Consider the following 19,494-nt stretch of genomic DNA (forward strand, 5'->3'; position numbering starts at 1 on the left):
AGTCACAACGGCACCATGCGTCGACGGGTCTTCCGTCAGCCCTGAAAAAGATCAATGCGGTTCCCGCTGGGATCTGCCACGCACGAAGACCGCGGCTTCCATGGCTTGTCCACCGGCGGGTAGACCTCGATGGCCCCGGCATCAACGGCGCGGCGGTGCGCGGTGTCCACGTCATCGACGAGCAGACCGAACCGGGACACCCCGGCTGGACCGTCGTGCTTGTCATGCTCGTTGGGCTCATGCGCGACAGTCAGCAGGAAGAACTCCCCACTCGGCCAGGTACCGAACTGGAACGAGGAGATCTCCTCGTTGAACACCGCGTCGAACGCAGCCTGGTAGAACGAGATCGACTCGGCGATGTCCGTGACGTTGATTGTCACCTGGACGATGCGCGGGGTCTTCAGCTCAGGCATAGCCACTCCGTGTTCGATGTAGTGGTCCACAACGCGGACCATGCGGGAAAGAACCTGGGCGCGATCCACCAGCCGCTCTCGGTGCTGATGCAGCACGGTGCGCAGCGACTCGCCGTCCGGGTCGTCCATGACGACGCGAACTGCGTCGATCGGCACATCGATGCGCCGCAGCGCACAGATCAGTCTGGCTTGCCGGACCTGCTCAGGGCGGTAGCGGCGATAACCAGTGACCGGATCGACGACCGCTGGCCGCAGCACGCCGAGTTCGTTGTAGTGCCGCAAGGCATGGATCGACAGGCCGCTAACCAGGGCGAAGACACCGATACTCATGAGATCGTCGCTGCTCACCCAGACAGCATCCAGTCTCGGGCTACCCGAGAGTCAAGCAGGCATGGCCCGAACACGGCCGTACTGGCAGCCTGGCTCGGTTTAGGGATCGGAGGGCTGTGATTTGCAAGTGCTTTTGATCTTTAACGGCGTGCGCGGTCGGTGAGCCACCGGGTTGCAGTACGAGGCCGTTCAGAGCCGTCCAGGATGGATCGTGTATAGACGCTGGCCTGCATTGAACGATCTGGAACGACTCGAACTGGATCTTTTAATCCGCACGCTGACTAGCCACCATCAGAGGATCTCTCCACCGTGCCCGTTGCGTGCCCGGCAGGGCGGGCGATCAAGGTCAATCACGGTGACTCACGGGAAGAACGAAGATGCCCTTGACCTGCGCCGTCGCAGATCACAAGATCACGAACCGTACTCTTCCAAACTAGCTACGCGGGTTCGATTCCCGTCGTCCGCTCAGACGGCAAAAGGCCAGGTCATCCGCATGGAGGCCTGGCCTTTCGCGATCTTAGGAGATTCTTTTTCGATCTTCCGCGGTTACTGCGTCGCGGCGACCCGAAGGGCGTGGAACTGCTTGAGCAAGGCAGGGTCGCCGGAGATCCGTACGGCGGCGTCGTCGGCGCGGTTCCAGAGCCAGAGCAGGAGCGGGGCCGCTTCGCCGCTCACCAGCGCGTCCGCGTGGGAGCCCGGGTCCGCGTCCTCCACGTTCACGTGGCCGGGCTCGGCGCTGTCGCGGGCCACGGCGGTCAGTGTCCAGGCGTGGTGGCTCGTGGAGACCAGGACGGGGCGCTCGTCCGGCGTGTCGAGCAGGTTGCCGAAGTCGTCCAGCCAGCGGGCGCTTCCGTAGCCGACGAACAGCTTGAGGATCTCGTCGATGCCGTCGTGGGCGAGATCGTCCGGGACCGGGGACACCGGACGCCCCGCCGCGAGTTCGGCGTCGATGCGATGGATCAGCGTCTCCTGCGCCATGCGGCGGATCCAGAAGCCGACGCTTTGATCGGGCTCGTGCCACGTGGCGGCGTGGTCGGCGGGCGAATGCGCGGAAAACTGCCCGGCCAGCACCTCGTAGGTCTTGTCCAAAGAGGTCAGGGGGTCAGGGTCCAGAACGCCGGGCGGCCACTCGTCGGGGAACGCTCCGAGCCGGATGCACTCGGCCTTGTGGAGATAGACCTTGGCGACGTGGTGCGCGAGCTCGCCGGCGGACCAGTCCGGGCACGACGGCACGCGCGCCGACGGGTCGGTGGCGACGACCGCGGCACGCAGCAGGGCGAAGTCGTCGGCAAGGCAGCCGAGAAGGCGGGAGAAGTCCATCTGCCGATCCAACCAGGCCATTCGGGTGGGCGGATCGGTGGCCGGAATAGCCGGAGACCGTGGAGGTGTTGGCGCGTTCATGGTGACCGGACAGATCGACCCCGGATCCGGCGACGGGCGGGCGCTCTAGCGTGCGGCCGATCTCACCGGCGCTGCTGGTCGAGGAGCTGGCCGAACGTGTCGCGGCGCATCCTCGTGACGCCTGGGTGCGGGTGCTGGTCGACGGCGCGCCGGCCGCGCGGCCGGACCTCCTGGCCGACGAGCTGGTCGAGCCGCTGCGGGTGCGCGGCAGGGCGGTGCGGCGGGTGTCGGCCGGCGACTTCCTGAGGCCGGCCTCGCTGCGCCTGGAGTACGGCAGGACCGACCCCGACGCCTTCTACGACGACTGGCTGGACGAGGGCGGGCTGCGCAGGGAGGTGCTCGGCCCGCTCTCCCCCGGCGGCTCAGGGCGGATCGTGTCCTCACTGTGGAACAGCGAGACCGACCGGGCCACGCGCGCGCCGTACCAGAGGATGCCGGAGGGCGGCGTGCTGCTGCTGGACGGCACGCTGCTGCTCGGGCGCGGGCTGCCCGCCGAGCTGACCGTTCACCTGTGGCTGTCGAAGGCGGCCCTGGTACGGCGCGGCGACCCCGCCCACAGCTGGCGACTGCCCGCCTACGAGCGCTACGAGCGCGAGGTGGCGCCCGCCCGGTCGGCCGACGTGGTCGTCAAGGCCGACGATCCACGCCACCCCGCGCTCCTCACGTGAGCCGCCACACCCGCAGCGTGCCGTCACCCCTGCTCAGGTGAGCCGCCACACCCGCAGCGTGTTGTCGCCGCCCGCGCTGACGACGACCGTTCTGCCGCCGAGCACGGCGGTCGCCAGGCCGAACACGTTGTGGTCGTGGTCCTTGAACGGCTTGCCCACGTCCTTGCCCGTGGCGAGGTCGTGCACCCTGGCGGTGCCGTCGTTGCCGCCCGAGATCACCAGCGTCCGGCCCGCCACCTCGGCCACCGCGATCGAGTAGACCCACCCCGAGTGCCCCAGGTACGGCAGGCGCCGCTCGCCTCCCGCCGGCTCGTCCACCCACACCTCCTGGTCGCCCCCGCCGGACAGCACGACCGTCTCCCCGTCGAGGGTGGCGGTCTCGACCACGGAGGCGTGTCCCGCGTGGGTCGTGACGTTCGCCCCCTCGCCGCCGTCAAGGCTCCACCGCTTGACCTCGCCGTCCGCGCCCCCGGTGAAGAAGGTCCCCTCGGCGGTGGCGGCGACGGAGAAGACGGCGCCCGCGTGGGCGTCGCGCCGCGTCGGGCCGATCTGCTCGCGGGTGGTCAGGTCCCACACGCGCGCGTTGCCGTCACGCCCTCCGGTGATCGCGACGGGGCGGCCCCCGTGTTGTGCAACCGCCAGGGAGAACACCGGCTCGTCCTGGTCGATGGGCTTGCCGAGCGGCCTGCGCCGGGTCAGGTCCCAGACCCGGATGGTGCCGTCGTCGCCCGCGGAGACCGCGATCGGGCTGCCTTCCAGGTCGGTGACGGCGACCTTGCGCACCCAGTGGGTGTGTCCGGCGAACGTGGCCAGGAGCTTGCGGGTGGCCAGGTCCCACAGGCGGACGGTGTGGTCGCGGGAGCCGGAGACCGCCACCGGCCTGCCGTCCACGGTCGTCGTGGCGACGGTTTCCACGTCGTCGGTGTGGCCGCGCATGACGCCGAGCGCCTTGCCGACCGCCGCGCCGGAGAACGGCGCGGGCGAAGCGGTCGGGGTTGGGGTGGGGGTGGGGGAAGGCGACGGGGGCGCGCCGGTCGTGGTGACCGGGCTGGGGGTGGGGCTCGGCGCGGCTTCACTCAGCCATGCGGGCGCAACGAGAGCCGCCCCCGCCACGACCGCGGCGCACGCGAGGGCGGCCGCCCCGTAGGCGACCTTCTTCCCGGCCCTGCTCGGCGCCGTGTCGAGCCCCGGCCCTGGCGGGCCGACCGGGTTCACCGGCGGCCCGACAGGGCTCGACCACCCATGCGCCCCGGCCGGATGAGCCTGCTCTGATGGGCCGACCGGATGAGCCTGCCCTGGCGGACCGGTCGGGTGAGCCTGCCCTGCCGGGCCGACCGGATGAGCCTGGCCTGCCGGGCCGGTCGGGTGAGCCTGGCCTGCCGGGCCGACCGGGGGCGCGGCCGTCGCGGGTGTGGGGCGGTGGGCGATGAGGGCGAGCATCACCTGGGAGGCGGTGGGGCGCGCCGCGGGGTCCTTGGCCAGGCAGTGCGCGAGCAGCCGCCGTAAGTCGGCGGGGACGGCCGACAGGTCGGGATCGGCCGTCAGGATGCGGTTCAGCACGGCCGGGATGCTGTCGTGGCCGAAGGCGGGCCGTCCCGTGGCGGCGAAGACCATGGTCGACGCCCAGCTGAAGACGTCGGAGGCGGCGCCCACCCGCTGCCCGCCGATCTGCTCGGGCGACATGTAGGTGGGCGTGCCGACGACGCCGCTGGTCATGGTGCCCACGGTGTCGAGCGCCCGCGAGATGCCGAAGTCGATGACCCTGGGCCCGTCGGGTCCGAGCAGCACGTTGGCCGGTTTGAAGTCACGGTGGACGATGCCCGCCTGGTGGATGGCGGCCAGCGCGGTGGCGGTGCCGACGGCGATCCGGTGCAGCGCCGGGCCCGAGCGCGGCCCTTCCCGTTGGACGCTCTTCTGCAGGGAGACGCCCTCGATGTACTCGCTCACCACGTAGAGGCCGACGTCGCTCTCGCCGGCGTCCAGGACCCGCGCGGTGCAGAACTCCGCCACCTGCCTGGCCAGCTCGATCTCGCGCAGGAAGCGGGCACGCACGTCGGCCCCGTCGGCGTGGCGGGCGTGCAGCAGTTTGACCGCGACCCGCTCGCCGTCGCGTCCCTGCGCGAGGTAGACCGCGCCCTGGCCGCCTTCGCCCAGCCGGTCGAGCAGTCTGTACGGCCCGAGCCGTACCGGATCTCCTGGCTTGAGCATCGCGCCCCTGTCCGTCCTGTGTGCGGGCATTCCAGGCGAACATCATCCCAACGCGGTGCAAGAGCCATACTCAAGGTCATGACCTTTCCCCGCCAGAACGCCAGAACCGCCGGATTCCGCCTCGGCACGCCCCGCGACTTCACCGTCTCCCCCGACGGGCGGCGGGTGGTCTTCCTGCGTTCGCTGGGCGGCGAGGACCAGGTCAACCGGCTGTGGACGGTCGATGTGTCCTCAGGCGAGGAGCGTCTGGTGGTCGATCCGGGCGCCGAGCCCGGGGCCGAGCTCTCCGAGGCCGAGCGCGCCCATCGGGAGCGCACCCGCGAGTACTCCCACGGCATCACCGGCTACGCCACCGACGCCGCCGTCACCAAGGCGGTCTACGCGCTCAACGGCCGCCTGTTCCTGGTGGAGCTGGACAGCGGGGCGGTGAAGGACCTCGGGCGTGAGGGCTCGGACCCGCGGCTCGACCCGTCGGGCGCCAGGGTCGCCTACGTCGCCGACGGCGCGCTGCGGGTCGTCGACGGCCTGTCGGTCGAGCCCGACGGGCCCGAGGTGACCTGGGGGCTGCCCGAGCACGTCGCCGCCGAGTCGATGTACCGGCACCGGGGCCACTGGTGGTCGCCGGACGGCACCGTGCTGCTGGCCGCGCGGGTGGACAACGCTCCCGTCAGCCGATGGTACGTCGCCGACCCCGCCAACCCGGCGAGCGCGCCGCGCGTCATGGCCTATCCGAGGACGGGCACGCCGAACGCCGACGTCTCGCTCTGGCTGATCGCCATGGACGGCACGAGGACCGAGGTCCGGTGGGACCGGGCGGCCTTCGAGTACGTCGCCCGCGTCGCCTGGACCGCCCACGACCTGCTCGTGCAGGTGCAGAGCCGCGACCAGCGCACGACCAGGATCCTGTCCGTCGCGCCCACCGGCGAGACGACGACGGTGCACGAGGACACCGACGCCGCGTGGGAGGAGCTGGTCGAGGGCGTGCCCGCCCGTACGGCGGCGGGCTTGCTGGTCCGCACCGCCGACCGCGGTGACACGCGCCACCTGGTGGTCGGCGACGCGCCCGTCACCCCCGAGGGGCTGCAGGTGCTCCGGGTGTTGAGCGTGGACGGTGACACGGTGCTCTTCCAGGCGACGGACGAGCCGACCGAGCGTCACCTGTACACCTACGGCGAGGACGGCCTGACCAGACTCACCACCGAGCCGGGCGTCCACACCGGCGTGCGCGCGGGCGGCACGACCGTCGTCGTCTCCCGCACGCTCGACCGCCACGGCGTGCGCGTCCGCGCCGGAGCGCACGAGCTCGCCTCGCTGGCCGCCACCCCCGCGCTGCGGCCGCGGGTCGCGCTGCTGCGGCTCGGCGAGCGTGAGCTGCGCTCGGCGCTGCTGTTCCCGTCGGGCCACGTGGAGGGGTCGGCGCGGCTGCCCGTCCTCCTCGATCCGTACGGCGGCCCGCACGGCAGCCGCGCGCTGGCCGTACTGGACGCGCACCTGGTCTCGCAGTGGTTCGCCGACCAGGGCTACGCCGTCCTGGTGACCGACGGGAGAGGCACGCCCGCCAGGGGTCCGGTGTGGGAGCGCACGATCAAGGGCGACAAGCTCAGTCACGCGCTGGAGGACCAGGTCGACGCCCTGCGCGCCGCCGCGGCGGCCCATCCCGACCTCGATCTCGGCAGGGTGGGGATCAGGAGCTGGTCCTTCGGTGGCTACCTGGCGGCCGCGGCCGTCCTGCGTCACCCTGAGGTCTTCCACGCCGCGGTCGCGGGCGCGCCGGTGACGGACGCGCGGCTGTACGACACCCACTGGCAGGAGCGCTATCTCGACCAGGACCCCGCCGCCTACGATCGCAGCTCGCTCATCGCCGACGCGCCCGGGCTGAGCAGGCCGCTGCTGCTGGTCCACGGTCTCGCCGACGACAACGTGTTCGCCGCGCACACGCTCCGCCTGTCGTCGGCGCTGCTGGCGGCCGGCCGCCCGCACACGGTGCTGCCGCTGTCGGGGGTCTCGCACATGACCCCGCAGGAGACGGTCGCGGAGAACCTGCTGCTGCTCCAGCTGGACTTCCTCGACCGCCATCTCAAGGGCTGAATCAGCCGAACGCCTTGTGCTTGAGCGAGGGGAAGCGCTGGGCCGTACGGAGGAAGGTCTTGAAGCCGATCCTGGCCATCACGCTCTCGCCGACGAACTGCTCGGCGGCCTTGAGGGAGTCGCGGACGGCGGCGAAGCCGTACCCGCGCATCTGGGTCTCGTAGTCGGCGATGGCCTCAACCGGCGGCCTGCCGCCGGTCAGCGCCTGGCACAGCAGGCGGGCGTCGCGCAGGGCGACGTTGGCGCCGATGCCGCGCATCGGCGTCATGCTGTGGATGGCGTCGCCGAGCAGGGTGATGGTGGTCGGCTGCCACGGCTCGATGGGGATCGAGGTGCGGATGGGCAGCAGGGACACGGTGTCGGGGTGGGACATCTCGACCAGCTTCCTGAGGTCGGGATGCCAGCTGTGGATCATCTGGGCGACCGTCCGCTTGAGCTGCTCGCCCGTCAGGGCGGCCACGTCGGCGGGGAAGCGGCCTTTGCCCGCGCCGAACGCCCACAGGATGTAGCTGCTGGTGTCGTCCATGAGCGTGGTCGTCTCGCCGGTGTCGCCGAGGTCGTGCGGGGCGAGGAACAGGCCCATGCCCTTGGGAGGCAGGACGTTGTTCGGGCCGTCGGTCAGCCTCCTGTCGATGAGTTTCCTGGTCCGCGCGGTCAGCGGGAACTTGCCTGCGACCGTGGTGATGCCGGTCTCGACGCGCTGGGCGTGGGGCAGGTACTGCTGTCTGACGCGCGAGTTGCCGCCGTCGGCGGCGACCACGATGTCGGCGGTGGCGGTGGTGCCGTCCTCGAAGAACAGCGTGGTGCCGTCGGGGGTGGACTCGTAGCGCTCGAAGGTCTTGCCGAAGCGGACCACGTCGTCGAGGCCTGACAGCAGGATCCTCCTGAGCGTGATCCTGCTGACCGAGTGGTGGTCGTCGGCGGGGTCGGCCGCTTTCGGGGTCTCGATCAGCAGCAGGGATGCGAGCTGCTCGGTGAGGAAGCCGAAGTCCTGTCCGCCGTGGCCGGTGGTGTCGAGGAATTCCTGCCACAGGTGTGGTGGCAGGCAGTCGTGCAGCGCTCGCGCGCCGTTGGGGTCGATGTGGACCCGGTAGCCCTGGAGGCGGTCCGTGGGGGTGCGGTCGCGCTCGTAGACGCTCACGTCGTGGCCTGCCTTGCGCAGCCCTTGGGCCAGGCAGAGGCCACCGATCCCGCCGCCGATCACTGCGATGTTCGTCATGCCTCCGACTATCAACCATTCGGATAATTGTGTCAACCATCCGGATGGATGATAGTTTTGACCGTATGCGGAGAGAGCCTGAGGAGAAGCAGCGCGACGCCGAGCGGACCAAGCAGCGGATCGTCGAGGCGGCGGTGGAAGAGTTCGCGGCCAAGGGCTTCGCCGGGGCCAGGGTCAGCGCGATCGCCGACCGGGCGGGGGTGAACAAGCAGCTGATCTCCTACTACTTCGGCGGCAAGGAGGGGCTGTACCTCGACGTGGTGAGCCAGTGGCGACGGGCGGAGAGCGGGTTCACCGAGGCGCCGATGTCGCTGGGTCAGCTCCTCGCGGGATACGTCGTGGCCAACACCGAGCATCGCTCGCTCGGGAAGCTGCTGGTGTGGGAGGGGCTGACGGAGGGGCCTCCCTCGGCGGAGTTCGCCGAGGAGATGCGGGCGAACGTGGAGGCGCTGCGGGAGCGGCAGGCGATGGGCGAGCTGCCCGCTTGGCTCGACCCTGGGGCGATGATGGTGGCGATGTTCGCGATGGCGGCGGCAGGAGTGGCCTTTCCACAGGTGGTGAGGGCGGCCTGCGGGATGGACGCGGGGTCGGCCGAGTTCGCGGCCTTCTACGCGGACCAGCTCGAACGACTGATGGACGCGCTGGCGCGAGAGGGCTGACCCGTTAGCGTGGGTGGATGGATGTCGATGTGATCGTGCTGGGCCTGGGACCCGGTGGCGAGGACGCGGCGGGCCGGCTGGCGGAGGCGGGGCTGAGGGTCGCGGGCGTCGAGGCGAACCTGGTCGGCGGTGAGTGCCCCTACTGGGGCTGCATCCCCTCAAAGATGATGGTCACCGCGGCCAACGAGGTGGCCGAGGGAGGTCTGGCGCCCGACTGGGCCCCCGTCGCGCGCAGGATCCGCGAGGAGGCCACCGACTTCTGGAACGACAAGGTCGCCGCAGACCGGTTCACGGCCAAGGGCGGCCTGCTGGTCAGGGGCACGGACGCATCACGGGGCCGGACGAGGTCACCGTGGGCGAGCAGGTCATCAGGGCGCGGCGGGGTATCGTGATCGCCACGGGGTCGCGGCCGGCCGTACCGCCGATCAAGGGTCTGGACGGCACGCCGTACTGGACCAACCACGAGGCGATCGAGACGGAGACGGTTCCCGGCTCGCTCGTCGTGCTCGGCGGCGGCGCCGTCGGCGCCGAGCTGGCGCAGGTGTTCTCCCGGTTCGGCGCCGAGGTGACCGTGCTGGAGGGCCTCGACAGGCTGCTGGCGGCGGAGGAGCCCGAGGCGAGCGCGCTGGTGGAGAAGGTGTTCACCGACGAGGGCATCGACGTGCGCACGGGCGTGCAGGTCGACGAGGTGACCTACGAGGGCGGCCGCTTCACGCTGGCGGGCGTCACGGCGGAGAAACTACTGGTGGCCACCGGCCGCAGGGTCGACCTCGCGGCGCTGGGCGTCGGCGCGATCGGCCTGGACGAGAGCGCGAAGGCGGTCCCGGTCGACGACTGGATGCGCGCCGCCGAGAACGTGTGGGTGCTGGGCGACGCGGTCGGCAAGGGCGCTTTCACGCACATGGCGATGTACCACGCCGACATCATCGTCAGGCAGTTCCTCGATCAGCCGGTGCACGAGGCGGAGTATCACGCGGTGCCGAGGGTGACGTTCACCGATCCCGAGGTGGGCGCGGTCGGGCTGACCGAGGCGCAGGCCAGGCAGCTGGGGCTCGACGTCAGGGTGTCCTGCACGGACCTGTCGGCCTCGGCGCGCGGCTGGATCGCGCGGGCGCAGGGGTTCGTCAAGCTGGTCGCCGCCGACGGGGTCCTGGTCGGCGCGACGAGCGCGGGTCCGTGCGGCGGCGAGGTGCTGTCCATGCTGACGCTGGCGGTGCACGCGCGGATCCCGGTCGAACGGCTCAGCCAGATGATCTACGCGTATCCGACCTTCCACCGCGCCGTGTCGGCCGCTCTTCCCGAGCTTCTCCGCTGACCAGCGGGATCGCCCAGCGGGTGCCAGGGTCCGCGTCGACGAGCAGGGCCCTGGCCAGCGCCGACAGCGGCACGGCGAGGATGGCGCCGAGCGCGCCGAGCACGACCGACCACACCAGCAACGACAGCATCGTGACGGTGATCGACAGGCCGGCCGACTCCCCCGCGTACTTCGGCTGGATCACCGACTGGATGACGAAGTTGAGCACGCAGTAGACGACGATCACCCAGAGCATGGTGATCCAGCCCGAGTCCAGCAGGGCCAGCAGCGCGGGCGGCACGAGGCCGAGGATGAAGCCGATGTTGGGGATGTAGTTGGTGATGAAGGCCAGCAGCCCCCACAGCAGCGGCAGCGGCACGCCGAGCAGCCAGAGCGCGCCCGCGTCGAGCACGGCCACGATGAGGCCGAAGATTGTGGAGACGATGAGGTAGCGGCACGTGCTCTTGGTGAAGTGGGTCAGCGCCCGCACGACCTCCGGCCTGGTGTCCTCCAGCTTGCGGATGGCCGCCTGCATGGGGCCCGCGTCGAGGCTCATGCCGTACACCAGCAGGAGGATCAGCACGAAGGCGGACACGACGCCGAGCAGGCTCGACAGGAACCCCTGCACCAGCGGCACCAGCTTGCTGGGGTCGAGCGCCTTGACCGCGGCGCTGATCTGGTCGGTGGTGATGCCGAGAGTGGCCAGCCACCGGGTGACGCCGGTGACCATCGCGTTGTACTCGTCGGTGTAGGCGGGCAGCAGGCTGGCCAGCTGCGCGACCGAGACGACCAGTGAGGCCACGAACGCCAGCAGCACCAGGAGCACGACCAGCAGCGGCACGGTCATCAGCACCCAGGGCGGCGCGCCGCGCCGCTTGAGCCACGAGCGCAGCGGGCTGACGGCGATCGTCAGCGTCAGGGCCAGGAAGGCGGGGCCCACGATCGCGCTGGCGCTCCTGAGGCCACCAAGGACGATCACCGCGGCCGCGAGGCCGATGAGGATCCGCAGTCCACGCGACATCATGCGTCTCACTATGGCGAGCGCCGCCGGTGGAAGCAGGTCACCGCGCCGGGGCTTGGGCCTTTCGCGAGGGAGGTGAACATCGGGTACGAGCCGTACCCGATGTCATACCTCAGCGAGCGTTGGGACGCTTGCCGTGGTTGGCCGCCTTCTTCTTGCGGGCCTTGGTCTTGCGTGCGCGCTTGGCCATGGCTTATCTCCTCACGTGATGATCTCAACCTCTCGCATGAGCGTCGCCGGGGACAAGGGCTTCGCCAGATTCCAGTCCCCATGTTTCAACATGCTTGTGTCATAATTTGGTGGAATCTGTTGGAAGGAGGGGCACGTGCTCGCACCACAGCGGCAGCAGGCGATCCTGGAACGCGTCCGCCGCAGCGGCGGAGTCCGGGTGGCCGATCTCGTGCGCGAGCTCGGCGTCTCCGACATGACCATCCGCAGGGACCTGGAGGCGCTCGCCGAGCGGGGCCTGCTGGAGAAGGTCCACGGCGGCGCGACCATCAACGGCCCCGGCTCGACCGAGGAGCCGGGCTTCGCCGCCAAGTCGATGCGCCAGCAGCCGGAGAAGGACGCGATCGCCCGCAGCGCCGCGGCGCTCGTCGGCCCCGGCACCGCCGTCGCCCTGTCGGCCGGCACCACCACGTGGACGTTGGCCCACCACCTGGTCGACGTGCCCGAACTGACCGTCATCACCAACTCGATCCCCGTCGCCGACGTCTTCCATCGCAGCCCGCGCGCCGACCGCACGGTCGTGCTGACCGGCGGTGTCCGCACGCCGTCCGACGCCCTGGTCGGCCCGGTCGCCGTCGCGGCCATCAGGCGGCTGCACGTCGACACGCTCTTCCTGGGCGTGCACGGCATGAGCGTGAAGGCGGGCTTCACCACGCCGAACCTGCTGGAGTCGGAGACCGACAGGGAGCTGGTCGCCTCCGCGCACCGCCTGGTGGTCCCCGCCGACCACACCAAGTGGGGCACGGTCGGCATCAGCACGATCGCCGAGCTCTCGGAGGCCGACGTCGTCATCAGCGACGCCGGCCTGCCGGAGGAGGCCCGGGCCGAACTGGCCGAGCGGGCCGGACAACTGATCATCGCGGAGGACCCGAAGTGAAGCGCACCATCGCGCACCTGGCCGACGGCCGAGAGCTGATCTACTTCGATCGGCGCGACGACGCCGACAGGAGCGCGATCGACGAGCGCGAGCTGCCGCCCAGGCCGGTCGCCTCCGAGCTGCGCTACGACCCGCTCACCGAGGAGTGGGTGGCGATGGCGGGCCACCGGCAGACCCGCACCTTCCTGCCTCCGGCCGACGAGTGCCCGCTGTGCCCGTCCAGGCCCGGCATGCTCACCGAGATCCCGGCCGCCGAGTACGACGTGGTCGTCTTCGAGAACAGGTTCCCCAGCTTCTCCACCAACCTGGGCTCCTACACCGACCCCGGCGGCCTGAGCGAGGTGCGCCCCGGCGTCGGCCGCTGCGAGGTGGTCTGCTTCACCTCCGACCACGACTCCTCCTTCTCCGCGCTCTCCGACGACCAGGTGGCGCTGGTCATGGAGGCGTGGGCCGACCGTACGGCCGAGCTGTCGGCCATCCCCGGCGTGGAGCAGGTGTTCTGCTTCGAGAACAGGGGCGCGGAGATCGGCATCACGCTGGGGCACCCGCACGGCCAGATCTACGCCTACCCCTACGTCACCCCCCGCACCCAACGGCACTTGGCGGCCGCGGCCAAGCGGCCGAACCTCTTCGCCGACGTGCTGGCCGCCGAGCGCGCGGGCGAGCGGGTGGTCGCCGGCAACGAGTTCTGGACCGCGTTCGTCCCCGCCGCCGCCCGCTACCCGTTCGAGGTCCACCTCTACCCGCACCGCCAGGTGCCCGACCTGGCCGCCCTCACCCAGGAGGAGCGCGCCGCCTTTGGCCCCGTCTACACCCGGGTGCTGCGGGCGCTGGACGGCCTGTTCGGCGTGGTCATGCCGTACGTGGCGGCCTGGCACCAATCCCCCGTACGGCAGGGCCGTGACCTGGCCTATCTCCACATGGAGCTGTTCAGCATCCGACGGGCCCCGCAGAAGCTGAAGTACCTGGCGGGTTCGGAGTCGGCGATGGGCGCGTTCGTCAGCGACGTGCTGCCCGAGGAAGCCGCGCGCCTACTTCGATCACAGGTAGATCACTAATTTGTCTCCGCATGGAGTCGCATTACCGGACATTTACCACTAACATCCCTTTTGTCGGCTTTCACGCCGGTCACATTGCCTAATCCTGGGCGCGTTGCCCAGGAGCCGGGGACCCACCAAGAACCTGGGGTGAATCCACGTCTGTGGTAGGGCCGCACCTCCCGCCCGAACCCGTCAGCTAACCCGGCCGGCAGACGGAGAGGATCGTTCGTGGCGTCCCCCACGTCCCGTTTCGCATGCGGCGCGCTTGCCGCACTGTCCCTCATCATCGCTTCCGCGAACGCGGCATCGGCTGCCCCCAAGCCGTCCGAGCCCACGTTGCGGGCCGAGCTCAAGCAGCTCAACACCAAGGTCGACAAGCTCATCGAGCGCTACAACGCCAAGCGGGTCTCGCTGGCCAAGGCGCAGAAAGCCGCCAAGGCAGCCCAGGAGCGGCTGGCGGCGGTCGAGCAGACCCTCGTCAAGGCCGAGGCCGAAGCCTCCAAGATCACTGAGTTGCGTTACCAGGCCAGCACCCCCGACCTGCCGACGCTGCTCTACACCCCCGACCTCAACTCCGCCGCCCTGCTCGAGCAGATGAGCGCCGAGCAGGACGCCGTGGTCAAGAACGTCACCGCGGCCCGCGACGCCAAGAAGCAGGCCGCGGCCGAGGCGACCACGCTCGCCGACCGGATCGAGACGGAGACCGCCCAGGTCGCCGACGACCGGAAGGAGGCCGAGGGCATGATCAAGGACATCGAGAAGAAGCTTGACAAGCTCGTGCCGACCGGGACCGGGCGCAAGGCCGACGGGAGCTGGGCACCCGAACTCCCGACGGGCTCGGAGAACATCACGCCGCGGACCGAACTCATGCGCGACACGATCAAGAAGACGTTCGCGATGCCGTTCACGGTGGGCTGCTACAGGTCGGGCGGCAGCGGCGAGCATCCGCTCGGGCGCGCCTGTGACTTCATGTTGAGCTCGGGCGGCTCGAGGCCGACGGAAGCCAACAGGACGCTCGGCGACCAGGTCGCCGCGTGGGCGATCAAGAACCAGAGCCGCCTGGGCATCAAGTACGTGATCTGGCAGCAGCGGATCAACAGCGGCAGCGGCTGGCGGGCGATGTCCGACCGCGGCAGCGTTACCGCCAACCACTACGACCATGTGCACATCTCGATGAACTGATGCTGCTTGTGCTGGCAGTAGCCGGGGCAGAGCGATCTCAACGAGCCCGGTCGATCACGATGACTCGACCGGGCTCGTCGCGTGGAGAGGTCAGGCGAGGTCGAACCGGTCGAGTTCCATGACCTTGGTCCAGGCTGCGACGAAGTCGGTCACGAACTTGTCGCGGGCGTCCTGGCCGGCGTAGACCTCGGCGAGGGCTCGTAGCTGGGAGTTGGAGCCGAAGATGAGGTCGACCGCGGTGGCGGTCCACTTCACCTCATCGGTGGCCACGTCGCGGATCTCGTACACCTGCTCGCCGGAGTCCGATGCCTTCCACCGGGCGCCCGGGGAGAGCAGGTTGGTGAAGAAGTCGTTGGTGAGCACGCCGGGCCGGTCGGTGAGGACGCCGTGCCGGGTACCGCCGAAGCTGGCTCCGAGGGAACGCAGGCCGCCGATAAGGACGGTCATTTCGGGCGGGGTCAGGTTGAGCATGTAGGCACGATCGACGAGCAGCGTCTCCGGTTGGGTCTTCTCGCCGGAACGCAGGTAGTTGCGGAAGGCGTCGGCCCGCGGCTCGAGGACCCGGAAGGACTCGACGTCGGTCTGCTCCTGAGTGGCGTCGGTGCGGCCCGGGCGGAACGGCACCGTCACTGCCACGCCGGCCTCGCTGGCTGCCTTCTCGACGGCGGCCGAGCCGGCCAGCACGATCAGGTCGGCGAGCGAGATCTTCGCGCCGCCGGCCTCGTTGAACTCGCGCTGGATGCTCTGGAGGGTGTCCAGGACCGTCGCGAGTTGCTCGGGCTGGTTGACCTCCCAGTTGCGCTGCGGATCGAGACGGAGCCGGGCGCCGTTGGCGCCGCCGCGCTTGTCGGTGGACCGGAAGCTCGCGGCGGAGGCCCAGGCGGTGGAGACCAGTTGAGCGGTCGTGAGGCCGGACTCCAGGACCTTCGCCTTGAGGGAAGCGACGTCGGCGTCATCCACGAGTTCGTGGTCGACGGCCGGCACCGGGTCCTGCCACAGCTGCGGCTCGGCGACCCACGGTCCGAGGAAGCGGCTGACCGGACCCATGTCGCGGTGCAGCAGCTTGTACCAGGCCTTGGCGAAGGCCAACGCGAACTCGTCGGGGTTCTCCAGGAAGCGGAGGGAGATCTTCTGGTACGTCGGGTCGACGCGCAGCGACAGGTCGGTCGTGAGCATCGTCGGCTGGTGTTTCTTCGACGGGTCGTGGGCGTCCGGGATGATCGCCTCGGCGTCCTTCGCGACCCACTGCTTCGCGCCGCCGGGGCTCGTGGTGAGCTCCCACTCGTGGCCGAAGAGGATCTCGAAGAACCGGTTGCTCCACTGTGTCGGCCGGTCGCTCCATGTCACCTCGAGACCGCTGGTGATCGTGTCACCGCCCTTGCCGGTGCCGTAGCTGCTCAGCCAGCCCAGGCCCTGCGCCTCCAGCGGCGCGCCCTCGGGCTCCGGCCCCACGTGTTCGTCCGCGATGCCGGCGCCGTGGGTCTTGCCGAAGGTGTGCCCTCCGGCGATGAGAGCGACAGTCTCCTCGTCGTTCATCGCCATCCGTCCGAAGGTCTCGCGGATGAAATGCGCCGCCGCGGCCGGGTCCGCGTTGCCGCGGGGACCCTCCGGGTTGACGTAGATGAGACCCATCTCGGTCGCGCCGAAGTTCGGCACCATCTCGGTGTCGGTGACGTAGCGCTCGTCACCGAGCCAGGCGTCCTCCGGACCCCAGAAGATCTCCTCTGGCTCCCAGACGTCCTCACGGCCGAAGCCGAAGCCGAAGGTCTTGAAACCCATCGACTCCAGGGCGACGTTGCCGGCGAGCACGAGCAGGTCGGCCCACGAGATCTTCTGACCGTACTTCTGCTTGACCGGCCACAGCAGCCGGCGGGCCTTGTCGAGGTTGGCGTTGTCGGGCCAGCTGTTGAGCGGGGCGAAACGCTGAGCGCCATCGCCGGCCCCGCCTCGACCGTCGTGGATGCGGTAGGTGCCCGCGGCGTGCCAGCTCATCCGGATCATGAGACCGCCGTAGTGGCCGAAGTCGGCCGGCCACCAGTCCTGCGGGGTGGTGAGCACCTCGATGATGTCCTGCTTGAGGGCCTCGACGTCGAGCTTCTCGAACTCCTTGGCGTAGCTGAAGCCCTCTGCCAGTGGGTTGCCCTTGGACGAGTGCGCGCGCAACACCGAGAGGTCGAGCTGGTTGGGCCACCAGTCCCGGTTCGTGTGCGGACGACCGCCGGTCTTCGGAGTCGGTGACTGGATCGCCGGGTTTTCGCTCTCGCTGCCATGCGCGGTCACGGAGTTATGCGCGACCGAGTAGCCGGCCGCCGCCATCTGGTCCACGCCCTGCGCGCTGGAGGGGGGGTTGCCCTGGTTGTCGCTCATCTGCTTCCTCCGAACTGCCGGATCACTGGGCAATGCGTTTCGGGGTTCGTGCCCCAATATTCCGCCTCGTCGACCACGAAGGCCTGGTCATCCGAGCCGGTGAGACAGGGGGCATGGCCGACGGCGCAGTCGACGTCCGCGATCGCACCGCAGGAGCGGCACACGACGTGGTGGTGGCTGTCCCCGACCCGTGACTCGTAGCGGGCGGTCGTATCGGCGGGCTTGATGCGCCGCACCAAACCGGCGTTGAAAACCGCTCGCAACTGCGCCTCGAAGTCAGACGCCATATGGCCAACATAGCCCCCCTTCGACGAGCAGATACGCGGCCGTGCCCCTCTGTCTGGCTCGCGGGTTCGACGACGCCGACCGGCTCGACCTCGCCCGCGAGCCCGACGGCAGGCGCGAGGTCCACGTGGGCTTCGAGCACGGGCTGCACTACTGCCTGGGGGCGGCGCCGGCTCGGCAGGAGGGCGAGGTCGCCTTCAGCGGGCTGCTGCCTCGCTTTCCCCGGCTGCGCCTGGCGGTGGCGCCCGAGAAGCTGGAGCGGCAGCTGATGCCAGTGTCGTGGCGCCTGGCCGGCCTGCCCGTCTGGCTGGACGGCTGGACGGCTGAGCGGCGGCACGCATGGGTCATAATCACTCGCTATGACCGAAACACGGATGAGCACCCCGTTCGTCGCGGGCGAGCGGGAGATGCTCGACGCGTGGCTCGACTGGCACCGCGAGACGCTCGCGATCAAGTGCGCGGGCCTGACCGACGAGCAGTTGCGGGAGCGGTCGGCGGCGCCGTCCACGCTGTCGCTGCTCGGCCTGGTGCGTCACCTGGCCGACGTGGAGCGCGCCTGGTTCCGCCGGATCCTGATGGGAGAGGACGCCCCCCGCCTGCACTCGACGCTCGAACGGCCCGACGATGTCTTCGACGCGGTCGACACGATGAGCGGCGAACAGGCGTTCGCGGCCTGGCGCGGCGAGATCGCCTATGCCCGCGAGGTGTCGGCCGGCCTCCCGCTCGACACGATCGGCAAGGGGCTGCGCCACGGAAACGAGGTGTCGTTGCGCTGGATCATGGTGCACATGATCGAGGAGTACGCCCGCCACAACGGCCACGCCGACCTGCTGCGCGAGCGGATCGACGGCGTGACGGGCGAGTGAGTCAGCCGGACAGCCTGATCGGGTTGACCAGGTCGGCGTAGACGAGCAGCCCCGCCATGACGATCATGACCATGGCGAGCGCGTACGTCAGCGGCAGCACCTTGGCGATGTCGACGTAACCGGGCTCGGGCCGCCGCATGACACGGGCGTAGGCGCGCTTGAGCCCCTCCCACAGGCCGCCGGCGATGTGACCGCCGTCGAGCGGCAGCAGCGGGATCAGGTTGAACATGCCGATCGCCAGGTTGAACCCGGCCAGCAGGTTGACCAGCTGGAAGAGCTTGTCCTTGACCGGCAGTCCCGAGGCGGCGATCTCGCCGCCGATGCGCCCGGCCCCGACGACGCCGATGGGCCCGTTGGGGTCGCGCTCCTCGCCGGAGAAGGCGGCCTGCCACACGCCGACCATCCGCTGCGGCAGGTTGACCAGCGACTCGGCCACATGACCGGTCAGCGTGGCCATGTAGCCGAGCACGGTGCCGAAGCTCTGCTGCTGGTAGACCTTGGTGGCCATGACGCCGAGGAAGCCCTCGCCCTTGGTCTTGGCCGTGGGATCGTCGATGGCTTCCCTGCCGATGAGCGTGACGCCGAGCGTCATGGGCCTGCCATCGCGGACGATGCCGACCTTGACGGGGCCAGGACCGTTCTTCCTGATCTTCTGGGTGATCTCTTCCCAGGTGGAGACCTTGACGCCGTTGAAGGCCACGATCGTGTCGCCCGCCTTCATACCGGCCTTGGCGGCGGGCGTCGGCTGGTCGCCGGCCGTACAGACCGTGCGGGTCTGGCCGTGGGGGATGACGCAGGCGTTGGTGTCGGGCGAGACCACCGGCGACAGGCCCGGCAGGCCGATGCCCACGAGCAGGACCGCGAACAGCACGAAGGCCAGCACGAAGTTCATCAGCGGGCCGCCGAACATGATGATGACCTTCTGCCACCACTTCTTGCGGTAGAAGACGCGCTCCTCGTCGCCCGGGCCCACCTCCTCCTGCGCGACGTCTCTCGCGGTGTCGATCAGCCCCTGGAACGGGCCCGTCGAGGCCCTGCGCAGCTTGGTCGGATCGTCGCCGGGCCGGGGCGGCAGCATGCCGATCATCCGGATGTAGCCGCCGAACGGGATCCACTTGATCCCGTACTCCGTCTCGCCCCTGCGCCGCGACCACATGGTGCCGCCGAAGCCCACCATGTACTGCGTCACCCTGACGCCGAACAGCTTGGCGGGAACGAGGTGGCCCAACTCGTGCAGGGCGATGGAGGCCATCAGGCCGACCGCGAAGATGACGATCCCCGCGAGGTAGAGCCAGATCATCTACGCGCGCTCCGTGGCTGAGGAGAAGGTCCGACAAGCCCAGAGTAG

At 69.9% G+C, this 19,494-nt stretch carries 17 protein-coding genes, 1 pseudogene and 1 riboswitch; of the genes and pseudogenes, 9 read left to right on the forward strand and 9 right to left on the reverse strand.

Annotated elements, in window-relative coordinates; genetic code table 11:
* Window positions 1-35: 35 nt before the first annotated feature.
* The gene (locus ACFXJ8_RS21260; RefSeq protein ID WP_379645642.1) at window positions 36-761 is read right to left on the reverse strand and encodes a VOC family protein; all 726 of its coding nucleotides are present in this window, start codon (window positions 759-761) and stop codon (window positions 36-38) included.
* A 528-nt stretch (window positions 762-1,289) separates the two neighbouring features.
* Window positions 1,290-2,063: a maleylpyruvate isomerase N-terminal domain-containing protein gene (locus ACFXJ8_RS21265; protein WP_379645643.1), complete on the reverse strand. Its 774-nt coding sequence runs from the start codon at window positions 2,061-2,063 to the stop codon at window positions 1,290-1,292.
* Window positions 2,064-2,194: 131 nt separating this feature from the next.
* On the opposite strand from ACFXJ8_RS21265, the gene ACFXJ8_RS21270 reads away from it, so the two are divergent.
* Entirely contained in the window at window positions 2,195-2,812 is a 618-nt protein-coding gene (locus ACFXJ8_RS21270; protein WP_379645644.1) for a uridine kinase, read from the forward strand.
* Window positions 2,813-2,845: 33 nt separating this feature from the next.
* On the opposite strand, the gene ACFXJ8_RS21275 is transcribed toward ACFXJ8_RS21270, so the two are convergent.
* The gene (locus ACFXJ8_RS21275) at window positions 2,846-5,050 is read right to left on the reverse strand and encodes a protein kinase (protein WP_379645645.1); all 2,205 of its coding nucleotides are present in this window, start codon (window positions 5,048-5,050) and stop codon (window positions 2,846-2,848) included.
* Window positions 5,051-5,098: 48 nt separating this feature from the next.
* Here ACFXJ8_RS21275 and ACFXJ8_RS21280 point away from each other — a divergent pair, with 48 nt between their 5' ends.
* The gene (locus tag ACFXJ8_RS21280; RefSeq protein ID WP_379645646.1) at window positions 5,099-7,108 is read left to right on the forward strand and encodes a prolyl oligopeptidase family serine peptidase; all 2,010 of its coding nucleotides are present in this window, start codon (window positions 5,099-5,101) and stop codon (window positions 7,106-7,108) included.
* Between the two features lies 1 nt (window position 7,109).
* On the opposite strand, the gene ACFXJ8_RS21285 is transcribed toward ACFXJ8_RS21280, so the two are convergent.
* The gene (locus ACFXJ8_RS21285) at window positions 7,110-8,327 is read right to left on the reverse strand and encodes an FAD-dependent oxidoreductase (protein ID WP_379645647.1); all 1,218 of its coding nucleotides are present in this window, start codon (window positions 8,325-8,327) and stop codon (window positions 7,110-7,112) included.
* 65 nt (window positions 8,328-8,392) lie between these two features.
* Between ACFXJ8_RS21285 and ACFXJ8_RS21290 the strand changes: the two genes are divergently transcribed.
* The 3 genes from ACFXJ8_RS21290 to ACFXJ8_RS21300 are packed head-to-tail and all read left to right on the forward strand — an operon-like array spanning window position 8,393 to window position 10,301.
* Entirely contained in the window at window positions 8,393-8,986 is a 594-nt protein-coding gene (locus tag ACFXJ8_RS21290; RefSeq protein ID WP_379645648.1) for a TetR/AcrR family transcriptional regulator, read from the forward strand.
* 17 nt (window positions 8,987-9,003) lie between these two features.
* The gene (locus tag ACFXJ8_RS21295) at window positions 9,004-9,378 is read left to right on the forward strand and encodes an FAD-dependent oxidoreductase (RefSeq protein ID WP_379645649.1); all 375 of its coding nucleotides are present in this window, start codon (window positions 9,004-9,006) and stop codon (window positions 9,376-9,378) included.
* On the forward strand, window positions 9,339-10,301 hold the full coding sequence (locus ACFXJ8_RS21300; RefSeq protein ID WP_379645650.1) for a dihydrolipoyl dehydrogenase family protein: 963 nt from the start codon (window positions 9,339-9,341) through the stop codon (window positions 10,299-10,301). The genes ACFXJ8_RS21295 and ACFXJ8_RS21300 overlap by 40 nt, the downstream gene beginning before the upstream one ends.
* Here the strand turns inward: ACFXJ8_RS21300 and ACFXJ8_RS21305 are convergent.
* Complete coding sequence (locus tag ACFXJ8_RS21305; RefSeq protein ID WP_379645651.1) at window positions 10,228-11,304, reverse strand: AI-2E family transporter; 1,077 nt, start codon at window positions 11,302-11,304, stop codon at window positions 10,228-10,230. The two genes, ACFXJ8_RS21300 and ACFXJ8_RS21305, sit on opposite strands and share 74 nt — an antisense overlap.
* Before the next feature lie 109 nt (window positions 11,305-11,413).
* Entirely contained in the window at window positions 11,414-11,491 is a 78-nt protein-coding gene (locus ACFXJ8_RS21310; protein ID WP_376773285.1) for a 50S ribosomal protein bL37, read from the reverse strand.
* Window positions 11,492-11,626: 135 nt separating this feature from the next.
* Between ACFXJ8_RS21310 and ACFXJ8_RS21315 the strand changes: the two genes are divergently transcribed.
* From ACFXJ8_RS21315 to ACFXJ8_RS21325, 3 genes are all read left to right on the forward strand, one after another.
* Entirely contained in the window at window positions 11,627-12,406 is a 780-nt protein-coding gene (locus ACFXJ8_RS21315; protein ID WP_379645652.1) for a DeoR/GlpR family DNA-binding transcription regulator, read from the forward strand.
* Window positions 12,403-13,464: a galactose-1-phosphate uridylyltransferase gene (gene galT / locus ACFXJ8_RS21320; RefSeq protein ID WP_379645653.1), complete on the forward strand. Its 1,062-nt coding sequence runs from the start codon at window positions 12,403-12,405 to the stop codon at window positions 13,462-13,464. The genes ACFXJ8_RS21315 and galT overlap by 4 nt, the downstream gene beginning before the upstream one ends.
* A 66-nt stretch (window positions 13,465-13,530) precedes the next feature.
* Window positions 13,531-13,671, forward strand: a riboswitch (cyclic di-AMP (ydaO/yuaA leader).
* A 3-nt stretch (window positions 13,672-13,674) separates the two neighbouring features.
* Window positions 13,675-14,628, forward strand: a complete 954-nt coding sequence (locus ACFXJ8_RS21325; protein WP_379645654.1) for a coiled-coil domain-containing protein — start codon at window positions 13,675-13,677, stop codon at window positions 14,626-14,628.
* 90 nt (window positions 14,629-14,718) lie between these two features.
* Here ACFXJ8_RS21325 and katG read toward each other — a convergent pair whose 3' ends face one another.
* Both katG and ACFXJ8_RS21335 read right to left on the reverse strand, forming a co-directional pair.
* Window positions 14,719-16,995 (reverse strand): catalase/peroxidase HPI, encoded by a 2,277-nt coding sequence (katG, locus tag ACFXJ8_RS21330; RefSeq protein WP_379645655.1) that lies wholly within the window; start codon window positions 16,993-16,995, stop codon window positions 14,719-14,721.
* Window positions 16,992-17,258, reverse strand: a pseudogene (locus ACFXJ8_RS21335) (Fur family transcriptional regulator); the annotation flags it as partial. The pseudogene ACFXJ8_RS21335 and the gene katG, both read right to left, overlap by 4 nt.
* A gap of 381 nt (window positions 17,259-17,639) precedes the next feature.
* On the opposite strand from ACFXJ8_RS21335, the gene ACFXJ8_RS21340 reads away from it, so the two are divergent.
* A complete protein-coding gene (locus tag ACFXJ8_RS21340; RefSeq protein ID WP_379645656.1) occupies window positions 17,640-18,146 on the forward strand; it encodes a DinB family protein in 507 nt (168 codons plus the stop codon).
* Window position 18,147: 1 nt separating this feature from the next.
* Here ACFXJ8_RS21340 and ACFXJ8_RS21345 read toward each other — a convergent pair whose 3' ends face one another.
* Window positions 18,148-19,446 (reverse strand): M50 family metallopeptidase, encoded by a 1,299-nt coding sequence (locus ACFXJ8_RS21345; protein WP_379645657.1) that lies wholly within the window; start codon window positions 19,444-19,446, stop codon window positions 18,148-18,150.
* Window positions 19,447-19,494 lie beyond the last annotated feature (48 nt).

It is taken from the genome of Nonomuraea sp. NPDC059194, assembly GCF_042754765.1.
Taxonomy (GTDB): Bacteria; Actinomycetota; Actinomycetes; order Streptosporangiales; family Streptosporangiaceae; genus Nonomuraea.